A 20,063-nucleotide genomic window follows, 5' to 3' on the forward strand; every position below is an offset into this window, starting at 1 on the left:
TATTACGATCCTCCTATCAGGCGAAAATGCACCCGGATTGCAAAATTATGTTGGCATAAGGAGTAGTTTCCCCAGTTCTAATTACAGCCTTGCAAGTCTGGGTGCGTGCCTTCAGTTCCGTATGAGGTACATATTCCACTTCAACACCCTTTAACAGTTGCAGCACCAGACCCTCAACCTGGGGATTCTGGGTCTTGATTTCTTCGGCCAAGACAATCTTTTCCACCTTCATATCCTTCACCACTTCGGTCAAGGTCTGCATAAAGGTGGGGATTCCGAACGCAAGCGCAAGGTCGATGCGCTCCGTTTCGTCGGGAATGGGCAGGCCACAGTCGCCAATGCAAATGCAGTCCGTATGGCCCAAATACCCTAAAACTCGGGAAATTTCACTGTTTAAAATTCCATTTCGCTTCATTAATTGATCCCTTCTTTCCTTTTACGTTTTGTTTCTAACTTATTTTAATATTACACAAAGGGGCAGAAAGCAAGACCCGAATATATTCCATATTGGAATATGTGCTTTTTATAACCTTTGATTTTCCGATACACATTTCTACCTTTGTGCCCACATTTGAGTTAGGTGACCTAACGAACTTCAGGTTTTTTGAGTGCGAGTGCACTTCGGGGCTTATTTTAAACGCTTTACAGCGACGAGATGACGCGGCATGGGCCGCAGATGAAGTTTACGGGTCCCCGAAGGTGATTTATGAAGAATCCTGAAAAGCAGGGTGCGGAAGATCGCATCCCCGAAGAAACTATTGACTCCAAATCCAAGATTGCCCGCGAAGCCGATGCCTTTTTGGCATCCATTGCTGGTGGGGCCGACGAAGACGAAGCTGACGAAGCCGCTTTTTTGGCATTGAATCCCGATGGAATCGTCATCGATGATGATTGCAACATCGTAAAGGCTGGCGCAGAAGCCAAGGCAAATGTTGGTGAATCTATTGAATTCGTCGACGAAGAACAGCAAACTACGGAACAAGAGCAAGAAGAAAACATCGAAACCGTCGAAGAATCCGCAGACGAAAATGATTCCGCAGACAAAAACGATTCCACAGAGGACGAAGACGAAGAACTGAGCGACGAAACCGAAGGTGACGAAGCACTGGTCACTTTCGAGGACCTGGACTTGGCTCCCGCCGTTCTGGACGCCATCAAGGCCATGAACTATGTGACCCCCTCCCCCATTCAGGTGAAGGCTATTCCCGCACTGCTTCAGGGCGGAAACCTCCTGGGTACGGCACAGACAGGTACCGGTAAGACAGCCGCCTTCTCCCTGCCCCTGCTTTCCCGCCTGGAATTCAACGGTCACGAAACCTCTATGCTGGTGCTGACTCCTACCCGCGAATTGGCCATCCAGGTCGCCGAAGCCATCCAGCAGTATTCCGTAAACCTGCCCAAGGTCCATGTGGTTCCCGTTTACGGTGGTCAGGATATCGCCGTGCAGATCCGCGCCCTCAAGCGCCAGGCCAACATCATCGTTGCCACTCCGGGTCGTCTTATTGACCATATCAAGCGCGGCACCATCACCCTGGGCGGCGTGAAGGCTATCGTCCTGGACGAAGCTGACGAAATGCTGGACATGGGTTTCGAAGAAGATGTCGAAACCATCCTGAAGGAAATTCCCGCAAGCGCACAGCGCGCCCTCTTTAGCGCCACCATGCCCAAGAAGGTGAAGGCCATTATCGACAAGTACCTGGGCGAATACGATGAGGCTTGCATCGAAAGCAAGACCACCACCGTTGAAAACATCCGCCAGCGTTACCTGATGGTAAAGAACGAGCACAAGGTCGAAGCCTTGGCCCGCGTCCTGGAAGGCGAAGAATTTGACGGCGTGCTGATCTTTGTGCGCACCAAGCAGAACACCACCGAAGTGGCCGAAAAGCTGGAAAGCCGCGGCTTTACCGTCGCCCCGCTGAATGGCGACTTGGCCCAGTCCATGCGCGAACGCACCATCAACCGTTTAAAGATGGGCAAGCTGGATATCGTGGTGGCTACCGACGTGGCCGCCCGCGGTATCGACGTGGACCGCATTTCCCTGGTGGTGAACTACGACATTCCTTTCGACACGGAATCCTACGTACACCGCATTGGACGTACAGGTCGAGCAGGCCGTAGCGGCGACGCCATCCTCTTCATCACTCCCCGCGAAAAGCGCATGCTGAAGATTATCGAACGGGCCACCCGCCAGCCCATCGACGTGATGGAAATGCCCACCGGCGAAATCATCAGCCAGAAGCGCGTGGCCGCCTTCAAGGAAAAGGTGAACAGCGTCTTGAGCTACGGCGAACTGGACAAGTTCAAGACTTTGGTCCAGGAAATGGTAGCAGCCGGCTGCAATAAGACCAACGGCGTTGAAAACGAAGATGGATCCGTTACCGAAATCACCGCCGAAGACGTAGCCGCCGCCATCATCAAGATGTACCAGAAGAAGCAGCCCCTGTTCCCGGAATTGCAGCCCCTGGACGCTCCCCGCGAAGCACGCCGTGAAAAGGCCCGCCGCGAACGTGACGACTTTGGCGTAGGCATGAACGGCGAAGAAAAGCAGCGCCTGCGCAAGGAACGTAAGGAAGGCAATAACGGCGTTGAAGAAGGTTACCTGCGTTACTACATGGGCGTGGGCCGCATCGACCACGTTACCCCCCGCGACATCGTAGGCGCCATCGCCGGCGAAGCAAACATCAGCAGCTCCATCATCGGCCGCATCAAGCTCTTCGACAAGTTCAGCACCGTTGAACTGCCCGAAGACACTAGCCAGGAAGTTCTTGACATTCTGGCAGGCATCACCATCCGCGGAAACGACGCCCGCTTCCGTCTGATGACAGACGAACCTCCTACCGGCCCCGCTCCGGGAACTCGCCCCCGCGAAGGACGCAGCTTCCACCGTGAAGGCCGCGGCGGTTTTGGCCGAGGCAATCGTGAAGAACGCCGTGGCGGATTCCGCAAGGAACGTGAAGGTCGCGGTTTCGGTGTCGATCACGGCGAACGCGGAGACCGCAAGTTTGCAGGCAACCGCGAAGAACGCCGTCGTGAAAAGTTCGGCGAAAAGCCTTTCCGCAAGGACCATGACGAACGCGACTTCGGCGACAAGCCCTTCCGCAAGACCCGCCGCTTCGGAAGACATTAATACGGCAAGTTCGCAATCAACCAACGCGATTTTAAACGGCTCGCTAAATGCGAGCCGTTTTCGTTTGCATAAACCATTCTGTAAAAATTTTAGCGGAACATTTTTCTTATACTTTCGCCATGACTTCCACCATCGTTACATTGCTCGCCATCATTTTGCTTTTGGCCTTCGTATTTTTCAAGACAAAGGCAGCCAAGCCTAAACCAGGGCAGTTCCATAATGATGGTCGCCGCAAGACTTTCAAGGACTTCCAGAAGGAACAGTTGGAAAATGATCCCGACGGAGTCTACGGCGAAGCGGCCACTTTCAAGACACTGACCAGCATTTGCAACGACGACGGACGCAAATTCGTGCTGATGAAAAACCTGTACATTCCAAGCCACGGCGGTACCACCGAAATCGACGCCCTGCTCTTGCACCAGTCCGGCATCTACGTGCTAGAAACCAAGAACATCTCCGGTGAAATTACCGGCACTCTGGAAGAGGAACGTTGGCACCAGCGCCTGAACGCCCGCACCACCCACACCTTCCACAACCCCATCCAGCAAAACGCCGGACACATCCGCGCCCTCCGACATTTTCTGAAAGAGAACTTTTCCAAAAGCGATCTGAACGTTGACGAGCTTCCCGTCTTTTCAGCCATCGTCTTCAGCGACCGCTGCGTTCTCAAGGGAATCCCAACCTCCCCAAAGGTTAGCGGTTCTTCACTAGACGTAAACTGGATCATCCTCCATATTTTTCAATTGCAAAAAAAGCTGTCTAACATCATAAAGAACCAAAAGACAATTCTCGAAACAGAACAGCTTGAAAGCCTATACTGGAAACTGAAACCCTGCGCCATGGCAAACGAAAAGACCAAGGCAGAACACAGGGCCTACATCCAGTCAAAACACCGCTAATTTATATGAAGCAGATTATCAAAGAGACAAAGCTTTCTAACGGCGTTGTGGTCATGACCGACTACATGCCCCATGCCTATTCCGTAACCGTTGGCGCCTGGTTCCCCCGGGGCAGCCGACACGAAGCCAAGGGCGAATTTGGTTTGAGTCATTTTTATGAACATCTGGTTTTTAAGGGTACCGAAAATCGTACCGCCCTTGAAATCGCCCGTGCCATCGAAGACCGCGGCGGAAATCTGGAAGCCTACACCACTCGCCAGGAAACCGGCTTTTACGCCAACGTAGAAAGTGGCGACTTGGCTCTCGCCATCGACGTCATCGCCGACATGCTCATGAATCCCCGCTTCGAAAAGAAGGAAATGGAAAAGGAACGGAAAGTCATCATCGAGGAAGTCCACAGCTACGATGACATTCCCGAAGAACTTGTAGGCGACGTTTTTAATGCCATCCATTTTAAGGGTTGCGGTATCGCCCACTCCATTACCGGCACCGTCAAGGAAGTCAAGGAACTGACCCACAAGCAGATGCTGGCTTATCGCGACCAAGTCATTAATGAATTGCCCATTTACGTCTGCGCCGCAGGCAAGGTGAACCACGACGCATTAGTGGAACTCTGCCTGCAGAAATTCGCCCGCAAGAAATCCGGCGGGATCGCACCCGCCAACATCTACAAATCCAACCAGAGCGTAAAGGTGGTGCAGAAGCAGGACATCACCCAGTCCAATCTTTTCTGGGGCATGAGTTTCGACAAGAGCCGCATGGACGAAAAGGGTCGCTGCGCCCTTTCCATTTTTAATGTGGCCATGGGCGCAGGCATGGCCAGCAGACTTTTCCAGAAGATCCGCGAAGACAAGGGCCTTGCCTATTCCGTCTATTCCACCGCCGACATCTACCGCGACTGCGTGGACTGGGGAGTGGCCCTGGCAACAGAACCAAAGCAGTTGAAATTGGCCCTGGAATTGAGCGTCAAGGAAACGAAAAAATTCCTAAAGCAAGGCTTCATGAAAGACGAACTGGAACGGACAAAAGCCAACATTTTGGGCGGCATGCACTTGGGTGCAGACAATCCCGAAAAGCGAGCCATCCGCATGGCGGAACAGATTCTGCACCTGGGCGAATTCCACACCATGGAACACTCCGAAAAGATCATCCGGGATTTGACCGCCGAAGATGTGACGGGCCTCACAAACGACCTGTTCGCAAACGCCAAATACTCCGCCGCCGTGGTCGAACCCAAGAGCAAGAAGAAGTCAGAAATCACAACAGATTTTTTCTAGGCCCTCAAAACGCCCCACAAGAATCTATATTAAAAATGTATGGATTCAACCCTGTCGTGCATATATGTGGTTAACATCTTCGGTGCAGTACTTCTGGCCGTTGTTGCCGCAGGTAACGTCTGGAAGCTTCCCCGCAAGAATCTGGAGAACACGTCTCTCCTGGTCATGCTGATCCTCGGATTCCTGAATTGCCTTATCGACCCCATTGTTTTCACATCGGAAGGTCGCCCCGGAGCCCTCGCAAAATTCATCAACATCTATGGCAACGGTTGGCTCTACGGATCCAACATGTATTGCTCTACCCTGTGGTTCGTCTTCCTTTCGCAACACATTTGTGGAGGCGTATCAAGGATTCACTCCAAGATTCTGAAAACCGTCGTGGGGCTTGGAACGTTGGGCGTACTCATCAACTTTTTCTGCCCGTTCATTTTTTCCATCGATGGCAACAACCACTACCACAGAATGTGGGGCTATTGGATTTACACCGTTATCGACTACGGCATCACCATGGACAGCATCGTGGTCTACTTCTGGAGCCGCAGGCGTAACGGTATCCTGAAGTACTTCCCCATCTGGGTGTATTTCTTCCCGCTGATGATTGGCACTTTTGCCCAGACCCTGTTCTACGGCATTTCCACCATTTCGGCAGGCTTGGCCGTTTCTATTGCCGGCATCTTCTCTAGCCTGCAGAACGAACTCATCTTCCGCGACCGACTGACGGGCCTATACAACCGCGTGTACCTGGACCGCCACATGAACGTCTTCTCACGAAAACGTAGAACCGTCATGACCGGTCTGATGCTGGACCTGAACTCCTTCAAGAAGATCAACGACGACTTCGGCCATTCCGTTGGCGACCGCGCCCTGATCGCCATGGCCGACATCCTCCAGAGGACCATCCACGACGAAGGGGTCGCCATCCGCTATGCCGGCGACGAATTTATCGTGCTGTTGAACACGGCGGACCAAGAAAAGGCAGACGGCCTCATCCGCGAAATCCATTACCGCATCGAAAAGTTCAACAACAATTCCAAGGCCCCCTTCAAACTCTCCACCTCCATCGGAAAGGGACTGCTCGATCTGAAAAAGGGAACGATGGACGAGTTCATCAACACCATCGACCGAGAGATGTACGAAAACAAGAAGGCCTATTATGCGGTTCACTCAGAAAATGACCGCAGACTGAGATAGTACATTAAGAAAGAACGTCTGCCAGGTACTTCAGACAAAGTACGTTCATTCAAAGTACGTCCGCCGTGTGCGCCAGACAAAGTACGGCCCGGCCGGGGCAGACTACACAAAAAAATACCCCACTCCGGAGAGCGGGGTAAATTTCTCGCTAGATGATGCTAGAGCGAATTTAGACTTGCGTCTAAATTATGCAGCCTTAACAGCGTCCACGACCTTGGCGAAGGATGCAGGATCTGCAACTGCCATATCAGCGAGAACCTTACGGTTCATCTTGATGTTAGCCTTGGAGAGCTTGTAAATGAACTGGCTATAGCTGATGCCGTATTCACGAACTGCAGCGTTCAGACGAGTGATCCACAGAGAGCGGAAGTCACCCTTCTTGTCGCGGCGGTGTGCGTAGGCATACTGACCGGCGTGAGCAACTGCGTCAATAGCAAGGCGAATGTTGGACTTGCGACGACCGTAGAAGCCCTTAGCGGCTTTGAGGATATTTTTGCGGCGTTCGCGGGAAGGAACTCTGGATTTTGCGCGGGGCATTCTTACACTCCTTATGCTACTACAAGCAGACGCTTGACGTGATACATGTCGACCTTCTTAATGAGAGCGCCCTTACGCAGGTTACGCTTACGCTTAGTGGTCATCTTGGTTTGAATGTGGCGCATACCAGCGCGCTTGAACTTGACGTGGCCGGAGCCGGTCAGGCGGAAGCGCTTCTTGGAACCGCTGTGAGTTTTCATCTTAGGCATTTTTACCTCGTTAGGTTATTAAGTTAAGCCTCACCTGCTGCCATGGGCTCGGTTACGGGCTTCGGTGCATCCTGCTGCTTTTTGGCGGCAGCGGCACCACGCTTAGGACCATAGATAGAAAGCATAGTATTGCCTTCGACTCTAGAGTCCATTTCAAGGTCGCCAAAGGCGGCCAAGTCTTCTTTTGCACGTTCCATGAGACGCTTGCCATAATCCATATGGGCCATTTCGCGACCGCGGAACTGCATGATAAGCTTCACCTTCATGCCATCCTGAAGGAATTCACCTGCCTGCTTGATGCGGTACTGGTAGTCGTTTTCGGCGGTCTTGGGGTGCATCTTGATTTCTTTCAGCTTCACCACATGCTGCTTGGCCTTGGCGGCCTTAGCCTTCTTGACCTGCTCGAACTTGTACTTACCGTAGTTGATGATCTTGCATACGGGGGGCTTAGCATTGGGAGACACTTCCACCAGGTCCAGACCGGCGTCCTTAGCCATCTGCAAAGCCTTGTGGGTTTCGATGATGATGGCTTCGCCTTCTTCCTTCACAAGACGGATGGGGGAAATACGGATGTCTTCGTTGATGCGGGTGCCGTCGCTCTGACGGTTGGGCATCTGACGGCCACGGGGGGGTTGTAAAGCCAAGTTAAGCTACCTCAGGTAAATTGTTTAAGTGGCGTAAATTTAACATTTTTTTTGAAAAATTACAATACTTTTTTATTTACCCCTTTAAAATCGGGTGTTTTTTTGTATAATTGAGCACAAATTGCGGCGGTAGCTCAATGGTAGAGCTTTAGCCTTCCAAGCTAATGGTTGCCGGTTCGATCCCGGTCCGCCGCTTTTACAAAAAGGCCCCTTCCTCTGGAAGGGACCTTTTTTAGCACCCTCCCCCAACCCCCTCCTCAAAGGAGGGGGACTTTTTTGCTGGACGAACCCGATCTTAGCACCCTCCCCCAACCCCCTCCTCGATGGATGTTTTGGGTCCATTTGGCGATGGTTACTAACCAGACCCTCTAGTCATCGGCGTTTAGTTAGTAAAAATTACTTTGTCCACAACCATTTTACTAACCAAATTCCATTTTTCAGGGAGCTTGGTTAGTAAAGGTATCTCTTTATCTGGATCTTTTCCATAAAAACTACTATCCAATCCAGCATTTACCCGAAGATTAGCTAGTAACCGGAAGCAAGAAACATTTTCAAACGTCCAAAATATTGTAATCCAACGCCGTTTTTCTACATTTGCACTTGTAAAATTTTGCCGCCACGGAGGCACCTATGTTTTTTGAGCAGGCTATTGCAAACTGCGTCCCCAATTACACCCGCGAAGCCGATTCCGCCCACGGCGAATCTTTGGCCATGTTCGACTACAAGGACGAACTGAAAATCAAGAATCAGGCCATCAAGGAATTCTGGGACGTGAACCGTCTGGCAGGCAATCCGCAGAACGTCATCGCAAGCCCCATGCCCCGCGGTTACCGCACCACCAGTAAGCGACGCGTGGCCATGGTCCCGGGCAACCTGCAGTTCGACCGCCAGGAATCCATGCTGGAACCGGAAGAACACAACAAGATTTACGACCTGCTTTTCGAAAAGCTGATCACTCCGGCTTACAAGCCCCTGGCCTATGCCTTGAACTGGATTATCATCCGTGGTACTTACCGCTACCGCGTGGTCATTTTTAACATCAAGAAAATCGACGCCACCATCGTCCGCAAACTGAAGCAGATTTCCGAAGTGCTGCAGAAGAGCGAACTGAATGTAACCGCCGCCCACGCCTATGTAGACACCACGGAATCCGACTACTATCTGGAAGCCAAGCGCCCCACGGAAGGTCTGAATTTCAAGCAGCTTTACGGACCCCGCGAGCTGGCTCTGAACCTAGGTCATTTCAGCCTGAAGTACCCTGTCACCGGATTCAGCCAGATTAACGAAAGCCAGATCCACAACTTGATCAAGGCCGCCAGCCGAATGCTGAGCCTTACCAAGGAAGACAAGTTCCTGGATTTGTACTGCGGCTACGGTCTGTTCAGTTTCGCCCTGGGCGAAGCCGCCAAGTCTGTGCTGGGCGTCGAATGGGAAGGTCCTTCCATCGAAACCGCCAAGGCCAGCGCCCGCTACCTGAAGAAGAACTACAAGTTTATCGCAGGCAAGATCGACGAAGATTTCGTGCAGTTGCGCCTGCCCCGCGTTGTGCCCGGTGAACCGGAAAAGATTCTGCTGGACCCGCCCCGCAAGGGTTGCGAACCGGGCGTCATTCACGCTCTCGCCATGCGTAAGCCCATCCGCGTGTGCCACGTTTTCTGCGGCACCGACGAAATCCCCGCCGCCCTCAAGGAATGGGAACGTTACGGCTACCGCGTCCGCGAAGTGCAGCCCCTGGACTTGTTCCCGGGAACTCCCCATCTCGAAACTATCGTGATGCTGGAGAAGAAGTAGTTAGTGGTTAGTAGGAAGTAGACAGTAGACGGTTGACGGTGGGTTGTGGGCTGTTGCTGACGGTTCAGTTGAACAATAAAAAAGTGATGCGCGAAAAATGACGGATAATGAACAGAAACCAGCTCTTTGGACGCGCCCATTTGTAACGTGTTCCGCAGCCAACTTTCTTCTATTCTTCAGCTTTTACCAGCTGTTGCCGGTTCTGCCGTTGTACATCTTTGAAAAATTCCAGACGGACAATTCTACCGCAGGAATCATCATTTCGCTGTACACTATCGGCGCCCTCTGCTGTAGGCCCTTCGCGGGCTTCCTGGTAGATAGCCTCAATCGCAAGCCGCTGTATTTCTGGACTTTCTTTGCATTCACCTTGTGCTTTGTGGGCTACTGGGCTCTGGGACTTTTGCCCCTGCTTGCAGTGGTCCGTTTCATGCACGGCGTGTTCTTCGGAATTTCTACCACGGCAAGTAACACCGTCGCCATTGACGCACTTCCTAGCAGCCGCCGCGGTGAAGGCATCGGCTACTTCGGCATTAGCGTGAACCTGGCTTTTGCCACAGGTCCCATGACCGGCATGTTCCTTTACGAAGGTCTCGGAAGCAACGTGGTTTTCGCCATTTCAGTGGCCCTTTGCGTAATAGGCCTCATCCTGGTAAAGACGCTTCCCGTAAAGCCTCGCCCCAAGGTAAAACGTCCGCCCCTTTCCCTGGACCGCTTTTTCTTGACCCGCGCCTTTCCTCAATTCCTGAATTTCATTTTCGTAGGATTCGCCTACGGTCCCGTCACCAACTACATCGCTCTTTATGCAAAGGAACAAGGCATCGGCGGAAGCGGCTGGTTCTACGCCCTGATTGCAGCCGGCCTCATTATAAACCGCGTTCTTACCGGTCGCCTGATTGACAAAGGATGGCTTACCCGCCTGGTGGGCATGGGCATGACCTTGAACGTGGCGGCCTACTTACTGCTTTCCTTCTGCGGCACCTTGGGACCAATGATTCCCGGTGGAACGACCTTGCTGTTCTTTGCATCGGCCTTGATGATTGGTACAAGCCTGGGACTTATTTTTCCGGGATATCAGACTATGTGCGTCAACCTGGCAAGACACGATCAACGAGGTACAGCCAATAGCACATACCTGAGCGCCTGGGATATTGGAATCGGGGCAGGCATTCTAACAGGTGGATCCATGGCACAGCATTTCGGGATGCACCAGCAAGTATTCCTGGCATGCAGCGCCGCGCTAATCGTCGCCGACATCATGTACCTAAGCTACACCAGCAAATACTACACAAGGGAAATGAGCAAGGAGAAAGGTTAAAGGGAGATATGAGTTGTGTGTTAAAGTAAGGCGACTCTGGCGCGATTATCTGGCTCATCGCTCAAGGCTCAAAACTCTCCGCTGAAAGGAGCCGCAGGCTCCGAGCTCACACCTCGTACCTCATACCTATTTTTTCATATCTTATATCTCATAATCTGATATCTATAGTCTAGGGTTCTTTTATGAAAAATCGTCTTTTAAAAATTTCCTTGTCGGCGCTCGCCTTGGCTTTTGCATTCACCGCTTGCAACAAGCAGGAAGTGAAGTCTGAAAACACTTCCGAAGTCAAAGCAACAGAATCCGCAGAAACTTCCGTAGCAAAAGAAAACACAACGGCCCCGGAAGCTCGTGCCGTGACCAAGACCATCACATTGGCAGACGGCTCCACAGTCACCTGGATCCAGGACAACGCAGGCGAAAAGCTGAACCCTCGCGACCTGTTCAGCGATGCCAGCGATTCTCTCTACAACAGTTTGAATCTCCCTAACGGCATTCCCGCCACGGTTAGCACTTACCTCCTGAAGTCCCAAGGGAAATACGTCCTCTTCGACGCAGGTCTGGGAGCATTCGGCGGACAGATGCTGAACCACTTGCAAGAACTGAACATCAGCCCCGATTCCATCACCAAGATTTACCTGACCCACTTGCACGTGGACCACATCAACGGTCTCGTGAACAAGACCGACACCGGTTTTGAAAAAGTCTTCAAGAACGCCGCCGTCTATGTGGGCCAAGTTGAAAAGGACGCCTGGTTCAACGACATCAAGGACAACGGTCTTGCCGTCGGCATTCTGAACACATACAGCGACAGCCTCAAGCTCTTCGCCTTTGGCGACACTCTGCCCCACAACGTCATCGCCATGGACGCCGTGGGTCACACGCCCGGCCACACCGTTTTCCAGAAATCCGACTTGCTGATTATCGGTGACCTGATGCACGGTTACGCTTTGCAGAAGGACCATCCCGAAATCAATTCCAATTACGACATGGACAAGGAAAAGTCCATCGAAGCCCGCAAGCGAATTCTCGCCTACGCCAAGCAGAACAACCTGACCATGGCCGGCATGCACCTTCCCCCGCCGGGATTTGCAAAGTAAGGTTCACGATGAAACCCTGGAAACTTCTTGATACGGAATACCTGGTAAACGCACCCTGGCTAAAAGTGGCCAAGGAAAAATGCGAACTGCCTAACGGAAAAGTCATCGACGATTTCTACACATTGTGGCAGCCCGATTGGGTTTTGATTCTGGCACGTACCGCAGACGGTAAGTGGGTCATGACAGAACAGTACCGCCACGGCACAGGAAAAATCGCATTGGAATTTCCTGCGGGAATCATCGACAAGAATGAAACTCCCGAAGAAGCCGCCCTCCGCGAGCTGCAGGAAGAATGCGGTTACGGAGTCACCAGCGCAGCTAATAAGCAAGTGCCTTTATACCTGGGTTCATATCCGGTGAACCCGGATCGTCACCGTGGAAAGTTCCATGTGGTATTCATCGACGGCGTAATCCGAGCAGGCGAAACCCACTTCGACGAAACCGAAGAAATAGAATCCTCCGAATTTTCTGACGAAGAACTGCAGGCCAAAATGCTTGACGAAACATTCAATCACCCGCTGCAGATGGCGGGTTACCTCAAGTGGAAACTGAGCCAGAAGTGATCGAACTCGCCTCACGAAAACTGCAGTTACCCATTCTCGTTCTCGGTTTGAACGGTGTTCCGGGCTACGCCCTTTTCAGGCACTTCAACAAACTTTTTGGCGGTACCGACGAAAGCGACGGCACCAGCGGAACAATCCATCCGGCCCCCCGTCACCCTGATGCAGCGGCACCACTAATCGGCATCCGGCCCATCAAGCATCCCTGCGTTTTTGGATCCGATGTAGTAGCCATCGACGCCGAAGATACCGCAAGCCTCACCCGCCTTTTCGAAAAGCATCAGTTCAAGACGGTCATTGACGCCAGTGGAAACTGCGCCCTAAAGGCCTGCGAATGCGACACCCCCCGAAGCCATCTGCTGAACTGCGAACAGGGTGTAGATGCCGCCCAGCTGGCCGCCGATTACAACTGCACCTTCGTAAGAATTTCAACGGACATGGTCTGGAGTGGCAGCGAAGAAACTGCCCAACTCCGCCCCTACAAAGACGACGCGCCCAAGGATCCTATCCACAATTACGGCAAACACCAGCTGGAAGCAGAAATCGAAATCCAGCGGATCAAGCCCGATGCCGTAATGCTTCGCGTGCCACTGCCTATGGATTACGCCCCCGGCGGTTGCGCTGGAGCCATCGACTGGATCAGCTACCGTTTTAGACCGGGTCGCCCTGCCACCCTCTATACCGACGAATACCGCAGACCCATCTACGGAAACGACATGTGTCGCGTGGTGCAGTACATTCTGGAACACGAATTCCCTGCAGGGATTTACAACTGTGGCGGCCCCCGCCGAGTCACCCTTTATAACGCAGGCCAGTTGGTCAACGCCATCGGAGGTTACCCCGAAGAACTGCTTCATGGTTGTCCCCGAATTGATGCAGGACCCATGCCCCCGCGCGTAGGCGACCTGGACATCGACAGCAGCAAACTTTACAGTCTTCTTCCAGAAGGCTTTATCCGCCCCTGGCCTTTTGACGACGCCATAGTTCCCACAGGCAGGGATTGGCACAAGACTTTTGGCAGAAACTGCCCCGACAAGCACCGAGTCGGCAGCGAAGAAGCCATTTATAGACTTTTGGTCATTGGTGAAAAATTGGACTTTTAGGGCATTTTTCGTCAAAAATCAGTTTTTTCGTGCTTTCTAAACCAGTTTGTTTGTTTTTGTTTATATTTCCCTTATAAGACTTCCTGTACCAATACAGTGAAATCAACATTAAGAAGGATGCAAACAATGGTTATTAATAAGATTCAAAAAGAAGACTCAATCGTTCTTGCACCGGAAGGATTCCTGGATACCGCAAACGCCCCCGCTTTTGAAACCGAAATGGAAGCCGCTTCCAACGAAACCAAGAATCTCATTGTGGATTTTGCCAAAGTCGAATACATTTCCTCTTCCGGTCTCCGCGTCCTGCTCAAGATTCAGAAAAAGATGAATGGTTGCGGCAGCCAGAAACTCATCAATGTCAGCGACAACGTTAAGGAAGTGTTTGAACTGACCGGTTTCGTCGACATCCTGGACATTGCCTAAAGAAAGCTATATCATATAGTCTGAAGGAAGGCTCAACATGGCTAGCGAGAAAAAAACGTTTCCTGTTCAAAAGGAAAGTCTTTCTGACGTCCAGGAATTCGTATCCCTTTGGGCAGAAAACAATGACATAGGAATGAAGATTTCTACAAAGCTCTCCATTTGTGCAGACGAAGTTGTGAGCAACGTCGTTTTCTATAGCGGCGCAACAGAGCTGGAAATCACTTGCAGCAAGGAAAATGGCATGGTAACCATGTCTCTCCGCGACAACGGCAAGGCCTTTAATCCTCTTACCGAGGTAAAGGAACCTGACACAACAGCCAGCGCCGAAGAACGGGAAATTGGAGGCCTTGGAATTTTCATGGTTAAGAAGATGATGAATTCCGTTTCTTACGAAAGGGTTCAGGAGTCAAACGTCTTGACCATGACAATCGCCATTTAATACAATAGCCAACGTATAAGGAGAAATATTATGAGCACCAACGAAAAAATCAATCAGGAAATCTCCGAAGACGAACTGGATCAGGTTTCCGGAGGCAACGCAGCAAACACCATCGGCGCAGGAACATTCGTTGATGACGCCGTAAAGGCAGCCAAGGCAGCCATTGACCAGCTAAAGAAAAGCCTTCCTGGAATTGACAGATTCTAAATGTCTCTTTTTAGAAAAACAGCTCTAGAAAAAATATCCTCCCCCGAACAGCTAGACAAGATGATCGTGGCAATTTCGCCATCATCCTGGATAGCGATCGTGGGCGGTTTTGTTATTGTATTCTGCGTGGCCCTCTGGTCATTTTTAGGAACGCTCCCCCAAAGCATTACTGCCGAGGGAGTCTTTCTTGATTCCGACGAATCTACCCTGGTCTGCTTTATTCCCGTAAACGAAAGCTACGACATCAAGGCCGGTCAAAAGGCGATCATTTCCACCCAGTTACAACTGCTGAACGGAACAGTACGTCAAGTCAAGCCCTACACCGCATCAGATGAAGAGCTTGTAGAAAATCTCCGAAAAAAAGTTGAAGGCAACTCCAGCACATCCGTCTTCGCACAAGTGGAAATCCAGACCACAGAGGCCAACAAGCTCAAGGGTACTTCCGCAAGAGCCGAAATCATCACTAAGGAAGTGGCCCCCATAGAATTTCTTATTTCCGGGGCAAAATAATGGCAGTCGCCAAAACGCCCACAGTGCTACAAATGGAGGCCACCGAATGCGGCGCGGCCTCGCTTTGCATGATTACCGCCTTTTACGGATTGCACATTCCTCTAGAGCAGATGCGCATCGAGACGGGAGTTTCCCGAGACGGCAGTAAGGCGAGCAACATTCTAAAGGCGGCCCGCAAATTCAATTTCGAGGCCAAGGGATACAAGCGTAGTTTTGAAGGTCTTCTTCAGACAGAAGGCCCCTGCATTATTCACTGGAACTTCAACCACTTTGTAGTTTATGAGGGCACCCGCGGAAAGTTCGCATACATAAACGATCCCGCCATGGGCAAGCGCAAGCTCACCTTGCAAGAGTTAGACGAAAGCTACACGGGAATCGTACTTACCTTTACCCCCACCGAAAATTTTCAGAAGGTCTCCCTCAAAAAAAGTTTCATAGACCTCCTGAAGAAACGTCTGGCAGGCGAAAAAAAATCATTGCTTTCCCTCATTGCAGTGGGCCTTCTGCTGATTTTGCCTGGCGCACTGATTCCAGCATTTTCTGCATTCTTTGTGGACCAGGTTCTTGCGGTCCAGAATAATCAATGGCTTCACTTTTTGCTGGGCGCCATGTTCTGCACTTTGATATTCAGCTCGATACTGAACTATTACAGGGAAAAAATTCTTATTCGTTTGCGGAACAAAAAGAGCCTCCTGTCCACCTACAGCTTTATAAATCATCTGTTCAGACTGCCCATGGGATTCTTCAGTCAGAGGTACTCGGCAGACATCGCCAACCGAATAGACAATAACGAATCCGTAAACAGTTTCCTGTACAACCAGTTTGCAGAAACCATCCTGAATGTTTTCGTAGCCCTGTTCTATTTTATCATCCTCGCAAAGCTTAGCGTGGTGCTGGCCCTGATCGGGCTAGTCAACGTCCTGTTCAATTCCCTGATGATGAAACTGCAGGCAAAATCCGTTTCTAACCTGGCTCAACGTTACCAGCAGGACTTTGGAAAATTGGCAGGTTCCCTGTCTGCAGGAATTTCACTGACCAGTACATTGAAGGCTTCTGGCGCCGAGGCGCGCTACATGGGTATACTGCAAGGCCATTACGCCAAAATGGCCAATGTCGGAAATCAGCTGCAAAAGAAGCAGGAATCCCTTTCTACAATTCCCGAAATTTCAGGAATCGTTTCAAGCATTCTCGTATTGATGATTGGCGCTCTATTTGTTATTGACGGATCCATGACTGCAGGCACACTCCTCGCCTCATCAACGCTTCTAGCCTCATTCATGTCTCCCATGAACGACCTGCTGACTTTCTACAATCAAGTCCAGACCCTTAAGGCCGACTTGAATCGAGTTGACGACATAGAAAGCTACCCCGAAGACGAGACCTTCAAGGAAACCGAAAAGATCCATATGGAAACAAAACTTTCAGGACGTCTGGAGTTGCGAAACATTTCCTACGGTTACAACACCTTGGAGCCAGCCCTTGTGGAGGATTTCTGTTTTAAACTGAGCAGTGGGCAGTCCATTGCATTGGTGGGTTCATCGGGCAGCGGAAAGTCAACCGTCTCAAAAATCGTCAGCGGCCTATTCGCGCCCTGGAATGGCGAAATGCTTTGCGACGACATTCCTGTCAGCAAGATTCCGCAAGACGTTCTTTCGGCAAGTATCTCTACTGTAAGCCAGCAGATTTCCCTTTTCAACGGAACCATTCGCGACAATTTGACCATGTGGAATTCTACAACGCAGGAAAGCGACATTCTGCAAGCCGCCAAGGACGCCTGCATCCACGACATGATTATCTCAAAGCCAGGCGCATACGATTTCAAACTGGCTGAAGGCGGAGCAAATATTTCGGGTGGAGAACGTCAGCGTCTTGAAATTGCACGAGCCCTGGTAAAGAATCCCACCATCCTTATTCTGGATGAGGCCACCAGCGCTCTCGACCCCATTACCGAAAAGAAGATTCTCGACAATATCAAACGACGCGGCTGTACATGTCTAATTGTCGCCCACAGACTTTCCACTATTCGTGATGCCGATGAAATCCTGGTCATGGAGCACGGGAAAATCATTCAAAGGGGCAACCACGAATCACTAGTAAATGCAGAAGGAACCTATCAAACCCTAGTAAGGAGCATGTAAATGGAAATCTCTTTACAGAGCGGCAAATTGTATTTGACTAGCGAGCCTACCATTTTTACCGTGGTAGAAGGGTCTGCCCTTATCTACATCGTCCCAATTGAAGAAAATGCCGCAGGGCGACGAATCCTCCTCTGTGAACTTTCTGCGGGCGAACAGTTCCCATCTTTCTGCATCGATTCCGAATTACTTGGCCACTGGAGTTTTGGCATTTCTACCCTTGAACACGTAAAGCTCGAAGGTAACTCCGCATCCGCCGAAGACATATCCAATGCCAACGCCACATTCGCAAAAAAAATCGGAATCAGATACTTTGATGAAGATTCCTACAACGAAATGGTTGTAGAAAAATACAGGCTGAACCTCATCAAGGAAGAAGGTGCCATTTACGCCACCAGCGAAGAACAGCGCAAGACCACTGCAAAAAGTTTCCAGATTATCTATGACTTTTTCGAAAAGCGCGAAAATCAGAAACTCCTGTCGAGCCGCACGGGCAACAACCTTTACGACGCGATTCACAGTTTGGGAATTCACCAAGGTTTTTCAATTGCTTCTATCGACCGTATTCATGAAAGCTGCGGCAAGCGTTTTGAGCTGAACGACATAACTCGAATAAGCCATGTAACCCTCCGTCCGGTCATTCTGGAAGCGGACTGGTTCAAAAAGGATTGCGGTTCTTTCCTGGGATATTCCTCTGACGGCGAGCCCTTGGCATTTCTGTGTTACGGCCATGGAGTCTACAAAGTATGCAACCCGGCAACAGGTGAAATTTCTGCCGTAACGGAATCAAACGCTCAGCAAATCTTACCTAGTGCATTTGTTTTCTATAGACCGTTCCCCAACAAGAAAATTGGTTTAAGGGACTTGATATTGTTTGGATTGAAAGACATCCAGAAAAGAGACATTTTCACATTCGCATTACTCTCGCTCATATGCACATGCATCGGCATGTTCCTGCCGGCATTAAACCAGATTATCTTCGATAAGGTCATCCCCCTGCAGAACAAGAACGAACTCATTCAAATTTGTTTCGTCGTACTTGTTTTTGCCGTAGGCAGCGCCGCCTTCGCCCTGGTCAAAAATTTTGCCATGCTTCGTAGCATCAACACGATGAAAATCAGCATACAGAGTGCCGTTTTCGATCGACTGTTTTCTTTAAGCGAAAGTTTCATTCAAAAATTCCCTAGCGGAGAATTGACCATCAAGGCACTGCAACCAGTTAGAATTTTCAGTCTTCTTTCTAACGGTTTATTTAGAACGCTCCTTGGCGGAATTTTCTCGGTTTTCTTTTTCTGCCAGATGGTTTCTATATCTTCCTCGCTGGCCCTCATAGGAGTCGGATTGACAGTCCTTATCGCTGTCGTGGCGGTTATCATTTGCCATCGGCAGATTGATGTCGAGCGCATGATCATCAGAAGCGGAAATCAAGGTTCCAGCTGGATGATCCAGGCTATCAACGGCATTTCAAACATCAGGATCGCAAACGCCGGCAACCGCTTCATTCTTGAATATCTGAAGTTCTATGCAGAACAGAAGAAAATGGAACAGAAACAGGAATGGACGCAAAATAAGTTCAACATATTTATTAACGCGCTCCAAATCTTTGAAAGCATCTGCTTTTTCTATCTGGCCAGCCACACAGAAACGTTGTCCACCGGTCAGTTCCTGGCATTCGTTTCTGCATTCGGATTGTTCTCCAACGCCATCATCCTCTGCCTTGTAGAGGCATTCTCTGCCGTAACGGCAATCCCCATGTTTGACGAATGTAAAGTCATTCTAGATGAACTTCCCGAAACTTCTGACGATACCCTACTGCCAGGCAAAATCGCAGGCGACATTGATGTAAACAACGTCAGTTTTTCTTACCCGGGTGCCGAAACCCCGACACTAAAAAATATCAACCTCAACATAAGGGAAGGGGAATACATCGGCATCGTTGGCAGTTCCGGTAGCGGAAAATCTACCCTATTAAAATTACTGCTTGGATTCGAGAAGCCTACCCTTGGAAAAATTTATTACAGCAAGAACGACATCGACAAAATTGACAAGAAGGAACTTCGAAAATATTTTGGTGTGGTCTTGCAAGATGACAAGCTGATTTCAGGATCTATTTTTGAAAACATTACTGTAGCCCATCCAAAGACAACTCTAGATCGAGTTCAAGAAGTAATTAAAAATGTCGGCCTAGAAAAAGACATCCAGGAAATGCCCATGGGCATTCATACTGTTCTTTCGGGAAGCTGTTCTACGATCTCGGGTGGACAACAGCAAAGAATTCAAATTGCCAGAGCCATTGTCGGCAAACCCAAAGTTCTATTCTTTGACGAAGCGACATCAGCCCTGGACAACCAAACTCAGGCCATCGTCGGCGAGACCCTTTCAAAAATGAAATGCACCAAGATTGTCGTAGCCCATCGCCTAAGCACGGTCATTCACTGCGACAGAATCATCGTTGTAAACAAGGGTGAAATTGTTGAATCCGGATCCTACGAAGAGCTTATGGGCAAGAAAGGTTTCTTTTACGATTTATCATCTAGACAGAATTTATGATATTGAAAAATATTGCAAAAATGGTTCTTACGACAATGATCGCGGCGAA

At 50.3% G+C, this 20,063-nt stretch carries 19 protein-coding genes and 1 tRNA gene; 16 read left to right on the plus strand and 4 right to left on the minus strand.

Features of this window, described 5'->3' with window-relative positions; all coding sequences use genetic code 11:
• Positions 1 to 16 precede the first annotated feature (16 nt).
• On the minus strand, positions 17 to 415 hold the full coding sequence (gene rbsD / locus BUB73_RS09705) for a D-ribose pyranase (protein WP_073285334.1): 399 nt from the start codon (positions 413 to 415) through the stop codon (positions 17 to 19).
• A gap of 291 nt (positions 416 to 706) precedes the next feature.
• On the opposite strand from rbsD, the gene BUB73_RS09710 reads away from it, so the two are divergent.
• From BUB73_RS09710 to BUB73_RS09725, 4 genes are all read left to right on the plus strand, one after another.
• Positions 707 to 3,127, plus strand: coding sequence for a DEAD/DEAH box helicase (locus BUB73_RS09710; RefSeq protein ID WP_083539730.1), 2,421 nt, complete (start codon positions 707 to 709; stop codon positions 3,125 to 3,127).
• Between the two features lie 47 nt (positions 3,128 to 3,174).
• A complete protein-coding gene (locus tag BUB73_RS09715) occupies positions 3,175 to 4,026 on the plus strand; it encodes a nuclease-related domain-containing protein (RefSeq protein WP_083539731.1) in 852 nt (283 codons plus the stop codon).
• A 5-nt stretch (positions 4,027 to 4,031) separates the two neighbouring features.
• Complete coding sequence (locus tag BUB73_RS09720) at positions 4,032 to 5,303, plus strand: M16 family metallopeptidase (RefSeq protein ID WP_073285340.1); 1,272 nt, start codon at positions 4,032 to 4,034, stop codon at positions 5,301 to 5,303.
• A gap of 66 nt (positions 5,304 to 5,369) precedes the next feature.
• Positions 5,370 to 6,494 carry a GGDEF domain-containing protein gene (locus BUB73_RS09725; RefSeq protein ID WP_158535439.1) on the plus strand — a complete coding sequence of 375 codons (1,125 nt, stop codon included), beginning with the start codon at positions 5,370 to 5,372 and terminating at the stop codon, positions 6,492 to 6,494.
• A gap of 186 nt (positions 6,495 to 6,680) precedes the next feature.
• Here the strand turns inward: BUB73_RS09725 and rplT are convergent, their stop codons facing one another.
• The 3 genes from rplT to infC are packed head-to-tail and all read right to left on the minus strand — an operon-like array spanning position 6,681 to position 7,884.
• Positions 6,681 to 7,031 (minus strand): 50S ribosomal protein L20, encoded by a 351-nt coding sequence (gene rplT, locus BUB73_RS09730; RefSeq protein WP_073158843.1) that lies wholly within the window; start codon positions 7,029 to 7,031, stop codon positions 6,681 to 6,683.
• An 11-nt stretch (positions 7,032 to 7,042) separates the two neighbouring features.
• Positions 7,043 to 7,240, minus strand: a complete 198-nt coding sequence (rpmI, locus tag BUB73_RS09735) for a 50S ribosomal protein L35 (protein WP_073158842.1) — start codon at positions 7,238 to 7,240, stop codon at positions 7,043 to 7,045.
• A 23-nt stretch (positions 7,241 to 7,263) separates the two neighbouring features.
• Entirely contained in the window at positions 7,264 to 7,884 is a 621-nt protein-coding gene (gene infC, locus BUB73_RS09740; RefSeq protein ID WP_249269383.1) for a translation initiation factor IF-3, read from the minus strand.
• A gap of 123 nt (positions 7,885 to 8,007) precedes the next feature.
• On the opposite strand from infC, the gene BUB73_RS09745 reads away from it, so the two are divergent.
• The 12 genes from BUB73_RS09745 to BUB73_RS09800 all read left to right on the plus strand — a co-directional run bounded on the left by BUB73_RS09745 (position 8,008) and on the right by BUB73_RS09800 (position 20,014).
• Positions 8,008 to 8,079 (plus strand) — tRNA-Gly (locus BUB73_RS09745).
• Positions 8,080 to 8,514: 435 nt separating this feature from the next.
• Positions 8,515 to 9,675, plus strand: a complete 1,161-nt coding sequence (locus BUB73_RS09755; protein ID WP_073158837.1) for a class I SAM-dependent RNA methyltransferase — start codon at positions 8,515 to 8,517, stop codon at positions 9,673 to 9,675.
• A 97-nt stretch (positions 9,676 to 9,772) separates the two neighbouring features.
• Positions 9,773 to 10,990, plus strand: a complete 1,218-nt coding sequence (locus tag BUB73_RS09760) for an MFS transporter (protein ID WP_073285347.1) — start codon at positions 9,773 to 9,775, stop codon at positions 10,988 to 10,990.
• 182 nt (positions 10,991 to 11,172) lie between these two features.
• The gene (locus BUB73_RS09765; protein ID WP_073285350.1) at positions 11,173 to 12,087 is read left to right on the plus strand and encodes an MBL fold metallo-hydrolase; all 915 of its coding nucleotides are present in this window, start codon (positions 11,173 to 11,175) and stop codon (positions 12,085 to 12,087) included.
• 8 nt (positions 12,088 to 12,095) lie between these two features.
• Positions 12,096 to 12,650 (plus strand): NUDIX hydrolase, encoded by a 555-nt coding sequence (locus BUB73_RS09770; protein ID WP_073285353.1) that lies wholly within the window; start codon positions 12,096 to 12,098, stop codon positions 12,648 to 12,650.
• Positions 12,647 to 13,750, plus strand: a complete 1,104-nt coding sequence (locus tag BUB73_RS09775) for an SDR family oxidoreductase (protein ID WP_249269384.1) — start codon at positions 12,647 to 12,649, stop codon at positions 13,748 to 13,750. Before BUB73_RS09770 ends, BUB73_RS09775 begins: the two co-directional genes overlap by 4 nt.
• Before the next feature lie 126 nt (positions 13,751 to 13,876).
• Complete coding sequence (locus tag BUB73_RS09780; RefSeq protein WP_073158829.1) at positions 13,877 to 14,173, plus strand: STAS domain-containing protein; 297 nt, start codon at positions 13,877 to 13,879, stop codon at positions 14,171 to 14,173.
• A 37-nt stretch (positions 14,174 to 14,210) separates the two neighbouring features.
• Complete coding sequence (locus tag BUB73_RS09785; protein WP_073158827.1) at positions 14,211 to 14,612, plus strand: ATP-binding protein; 402 nt, start codon at positions 14,211 to 14,213, stop codon at positions 14,610 to 14,612.
• A gap of 30 nt (positions 14,613 to 14,642) precedes the next feature.
• A complete protein-coding gene (locus BUB73_RS16930; RefSeq protein ID WP_139259175.1) occupies positions 14,643 to 14,819 on the plus strand; it encodes a bacteriocin in 177 nt (58 codons plus the stop codon).
• Positions 14,820 to 15,329, plus strand: coding sequence for a hypothetical protein (locus tag BUB73_RS09790; RefSeq protein WP_073285356.1), 510 nt, complete (start codon positions 14,820 to 14,822; stop codon positions 15,327 to 15,329).
• A complete protein-coding gene (locus BUB73_RS09795) occupies positions 15,329 to 17,467 on the plus strand; it encodes an NHLP family bacteriocin export ABC transporter peptidase/permease/ATPase subunit (RefSeq protein ID WP_073285359.1) in 2,139 nt (712 codons plus the stop codon). Before BUB73_RS09790 ends, BUB73_RS09795 begins: the two co-directional genes overlap by 1 nt.
• Positions 17,468 to 20,014 carry an NHLP bacteriocin export ABC transporter permease/ATPase subunit gene (locus tag BUB73_RS09800; protein ID WP_073285361.1) on the plus strand — a complete coding sequence of 849 codons (2,547 nt, stop codon included), beginning with the start codon at positions 17,468 to 17,470 and terminating at the stop codon, positions 20,012 to 20,014.
• Positions 20,015 to 20,063: the final 49 nt, after the last annotated feature.

Origin of the sequence: Fibrobacter sp. UWH6 (assembly GCF_900142465.1) — a bacterium.
In the GTDB taxonomy this organism is placed as follows: Bacteria; Fibrobacterota; Fibrobacteria; order Fibrobacterales; family Fibrobacteraceae; genus Fibrobacter.

Excerpts from the sequence above, each read along its gene's own strand:
- BUB73_RS09770 (WP_073285353.1), top strand. The coding sequence starts at position 12,096 with ATGAAACCCTGGAAACTTCTTGATACGGAATACCTGGTAAACGCACCC.
- BUB73_RS09780 (WP_073158829.1), top strand. The coding sequence starts at position 13,877 with ATGGTTATTAATAAGATTCAAAAAGAAGACTCAATCGTTCTTGCACCG.
- BUB73_RS09710 (WP_083539730.1), top strand. The coding sequence starts at position 707 with ATGAAGAATCCTGAAAAGCAGGGTGCGGAAGATCGCATCCCCGAAGAA.
- BUB73_RS09785 (WP_073158827.1), top strand. The coding sequence starts at position 14,211 with ATGGCTAGCGAGAAAAAAACGTTTCCTGTTCAAAAGGAAAGTCTTTCT.
- BUB73_RS09755 (WP_073158837.1), top strand. The coding sequence starts at position 8,515 with ATGTTTTTTGAGCAGGCTATTGCAAACTGCGTCCCCAATTACACCCGC.
- rbsD (WP_073285334.1), bottom strand. The coding sequence starts at position 415 with ATGAAGCGAAATGGAATTTTAAACAGTGAAATTTCCCGAGTTTTAGGG.
- rpmI (WP_073158842.1), bottom strand. The coding sequence starts at position 7,240 with ATGCCTAAGATGAAAACTCACAGCGGTTCCAAGAAGCGCTTCCGCCTG.
- BUB73_RS09790 (WP_073285356.1), top strand. The coding sequence starts at position 14,820 with ATGTCTCTTTTTAGAAAAACAGCTCTAGAAAAAATATCCTCCCCCGAA.
- BUB73_RS09795 (WP_073285359.1), top strand. The coding sequence starts at position 15,329 with ATGGCAGTCGCCAAAACGCCCACAGTGCTACAAATGGAGGCCACCGAA.
- BUB73_RS09720 (WP_073285340.1), top strand. The coding sequence starts at position 4,032 with ATGAAGCAGATTATCAAAGAGACAAAGCTTTCTAACGGCGTTGTGGTC.
- BUB73_RS09760 (WP_073285347.1), top strand. The coding sequence starts at position 9,773 with ATGACGGATAATGAACAGAAACCAGCTCTTTGGACGCGCCCATTTGTA.
- rplT (WP_073158843.1), bottom strand. The coding sequence starts at position 7,031 with ATGCCCCGCGCAAAATCCAGAGTTCCTTCCCGCGAACGCCGCAAAAAT.
- BUB73_RS09765 (WP_073285350.1), top strand. The coding sequence starts at position 11,173 with ATGAAAAATCGTCTTTTAAAAATTTCCTTGTCGGCGCTCGCCTTGGCT.
- BUB73_RS16930 (WP_139259175.1), top strand. The coding sequence starts at position 14,643 with ATGAGCACCAACGAAAAAATCAATCAGGAAATCTCCGAAGACGAACTG.
- BUB73_RS09715 (WP_083539731.1), top strand. The coding sequence starts at position 3,175 with ATGCGAGCCGTTTTCGTTTGCATAAACCATTCTGTAAAAATTTTAGCG.
- BUB73_RS09800 (WP_073285361.1), top strand. The coding sequence starts at position 17,468 with ATGGAAATCTCTTTACAGAGCGGCAAATTGTATTTGACTAGCGAGCCT.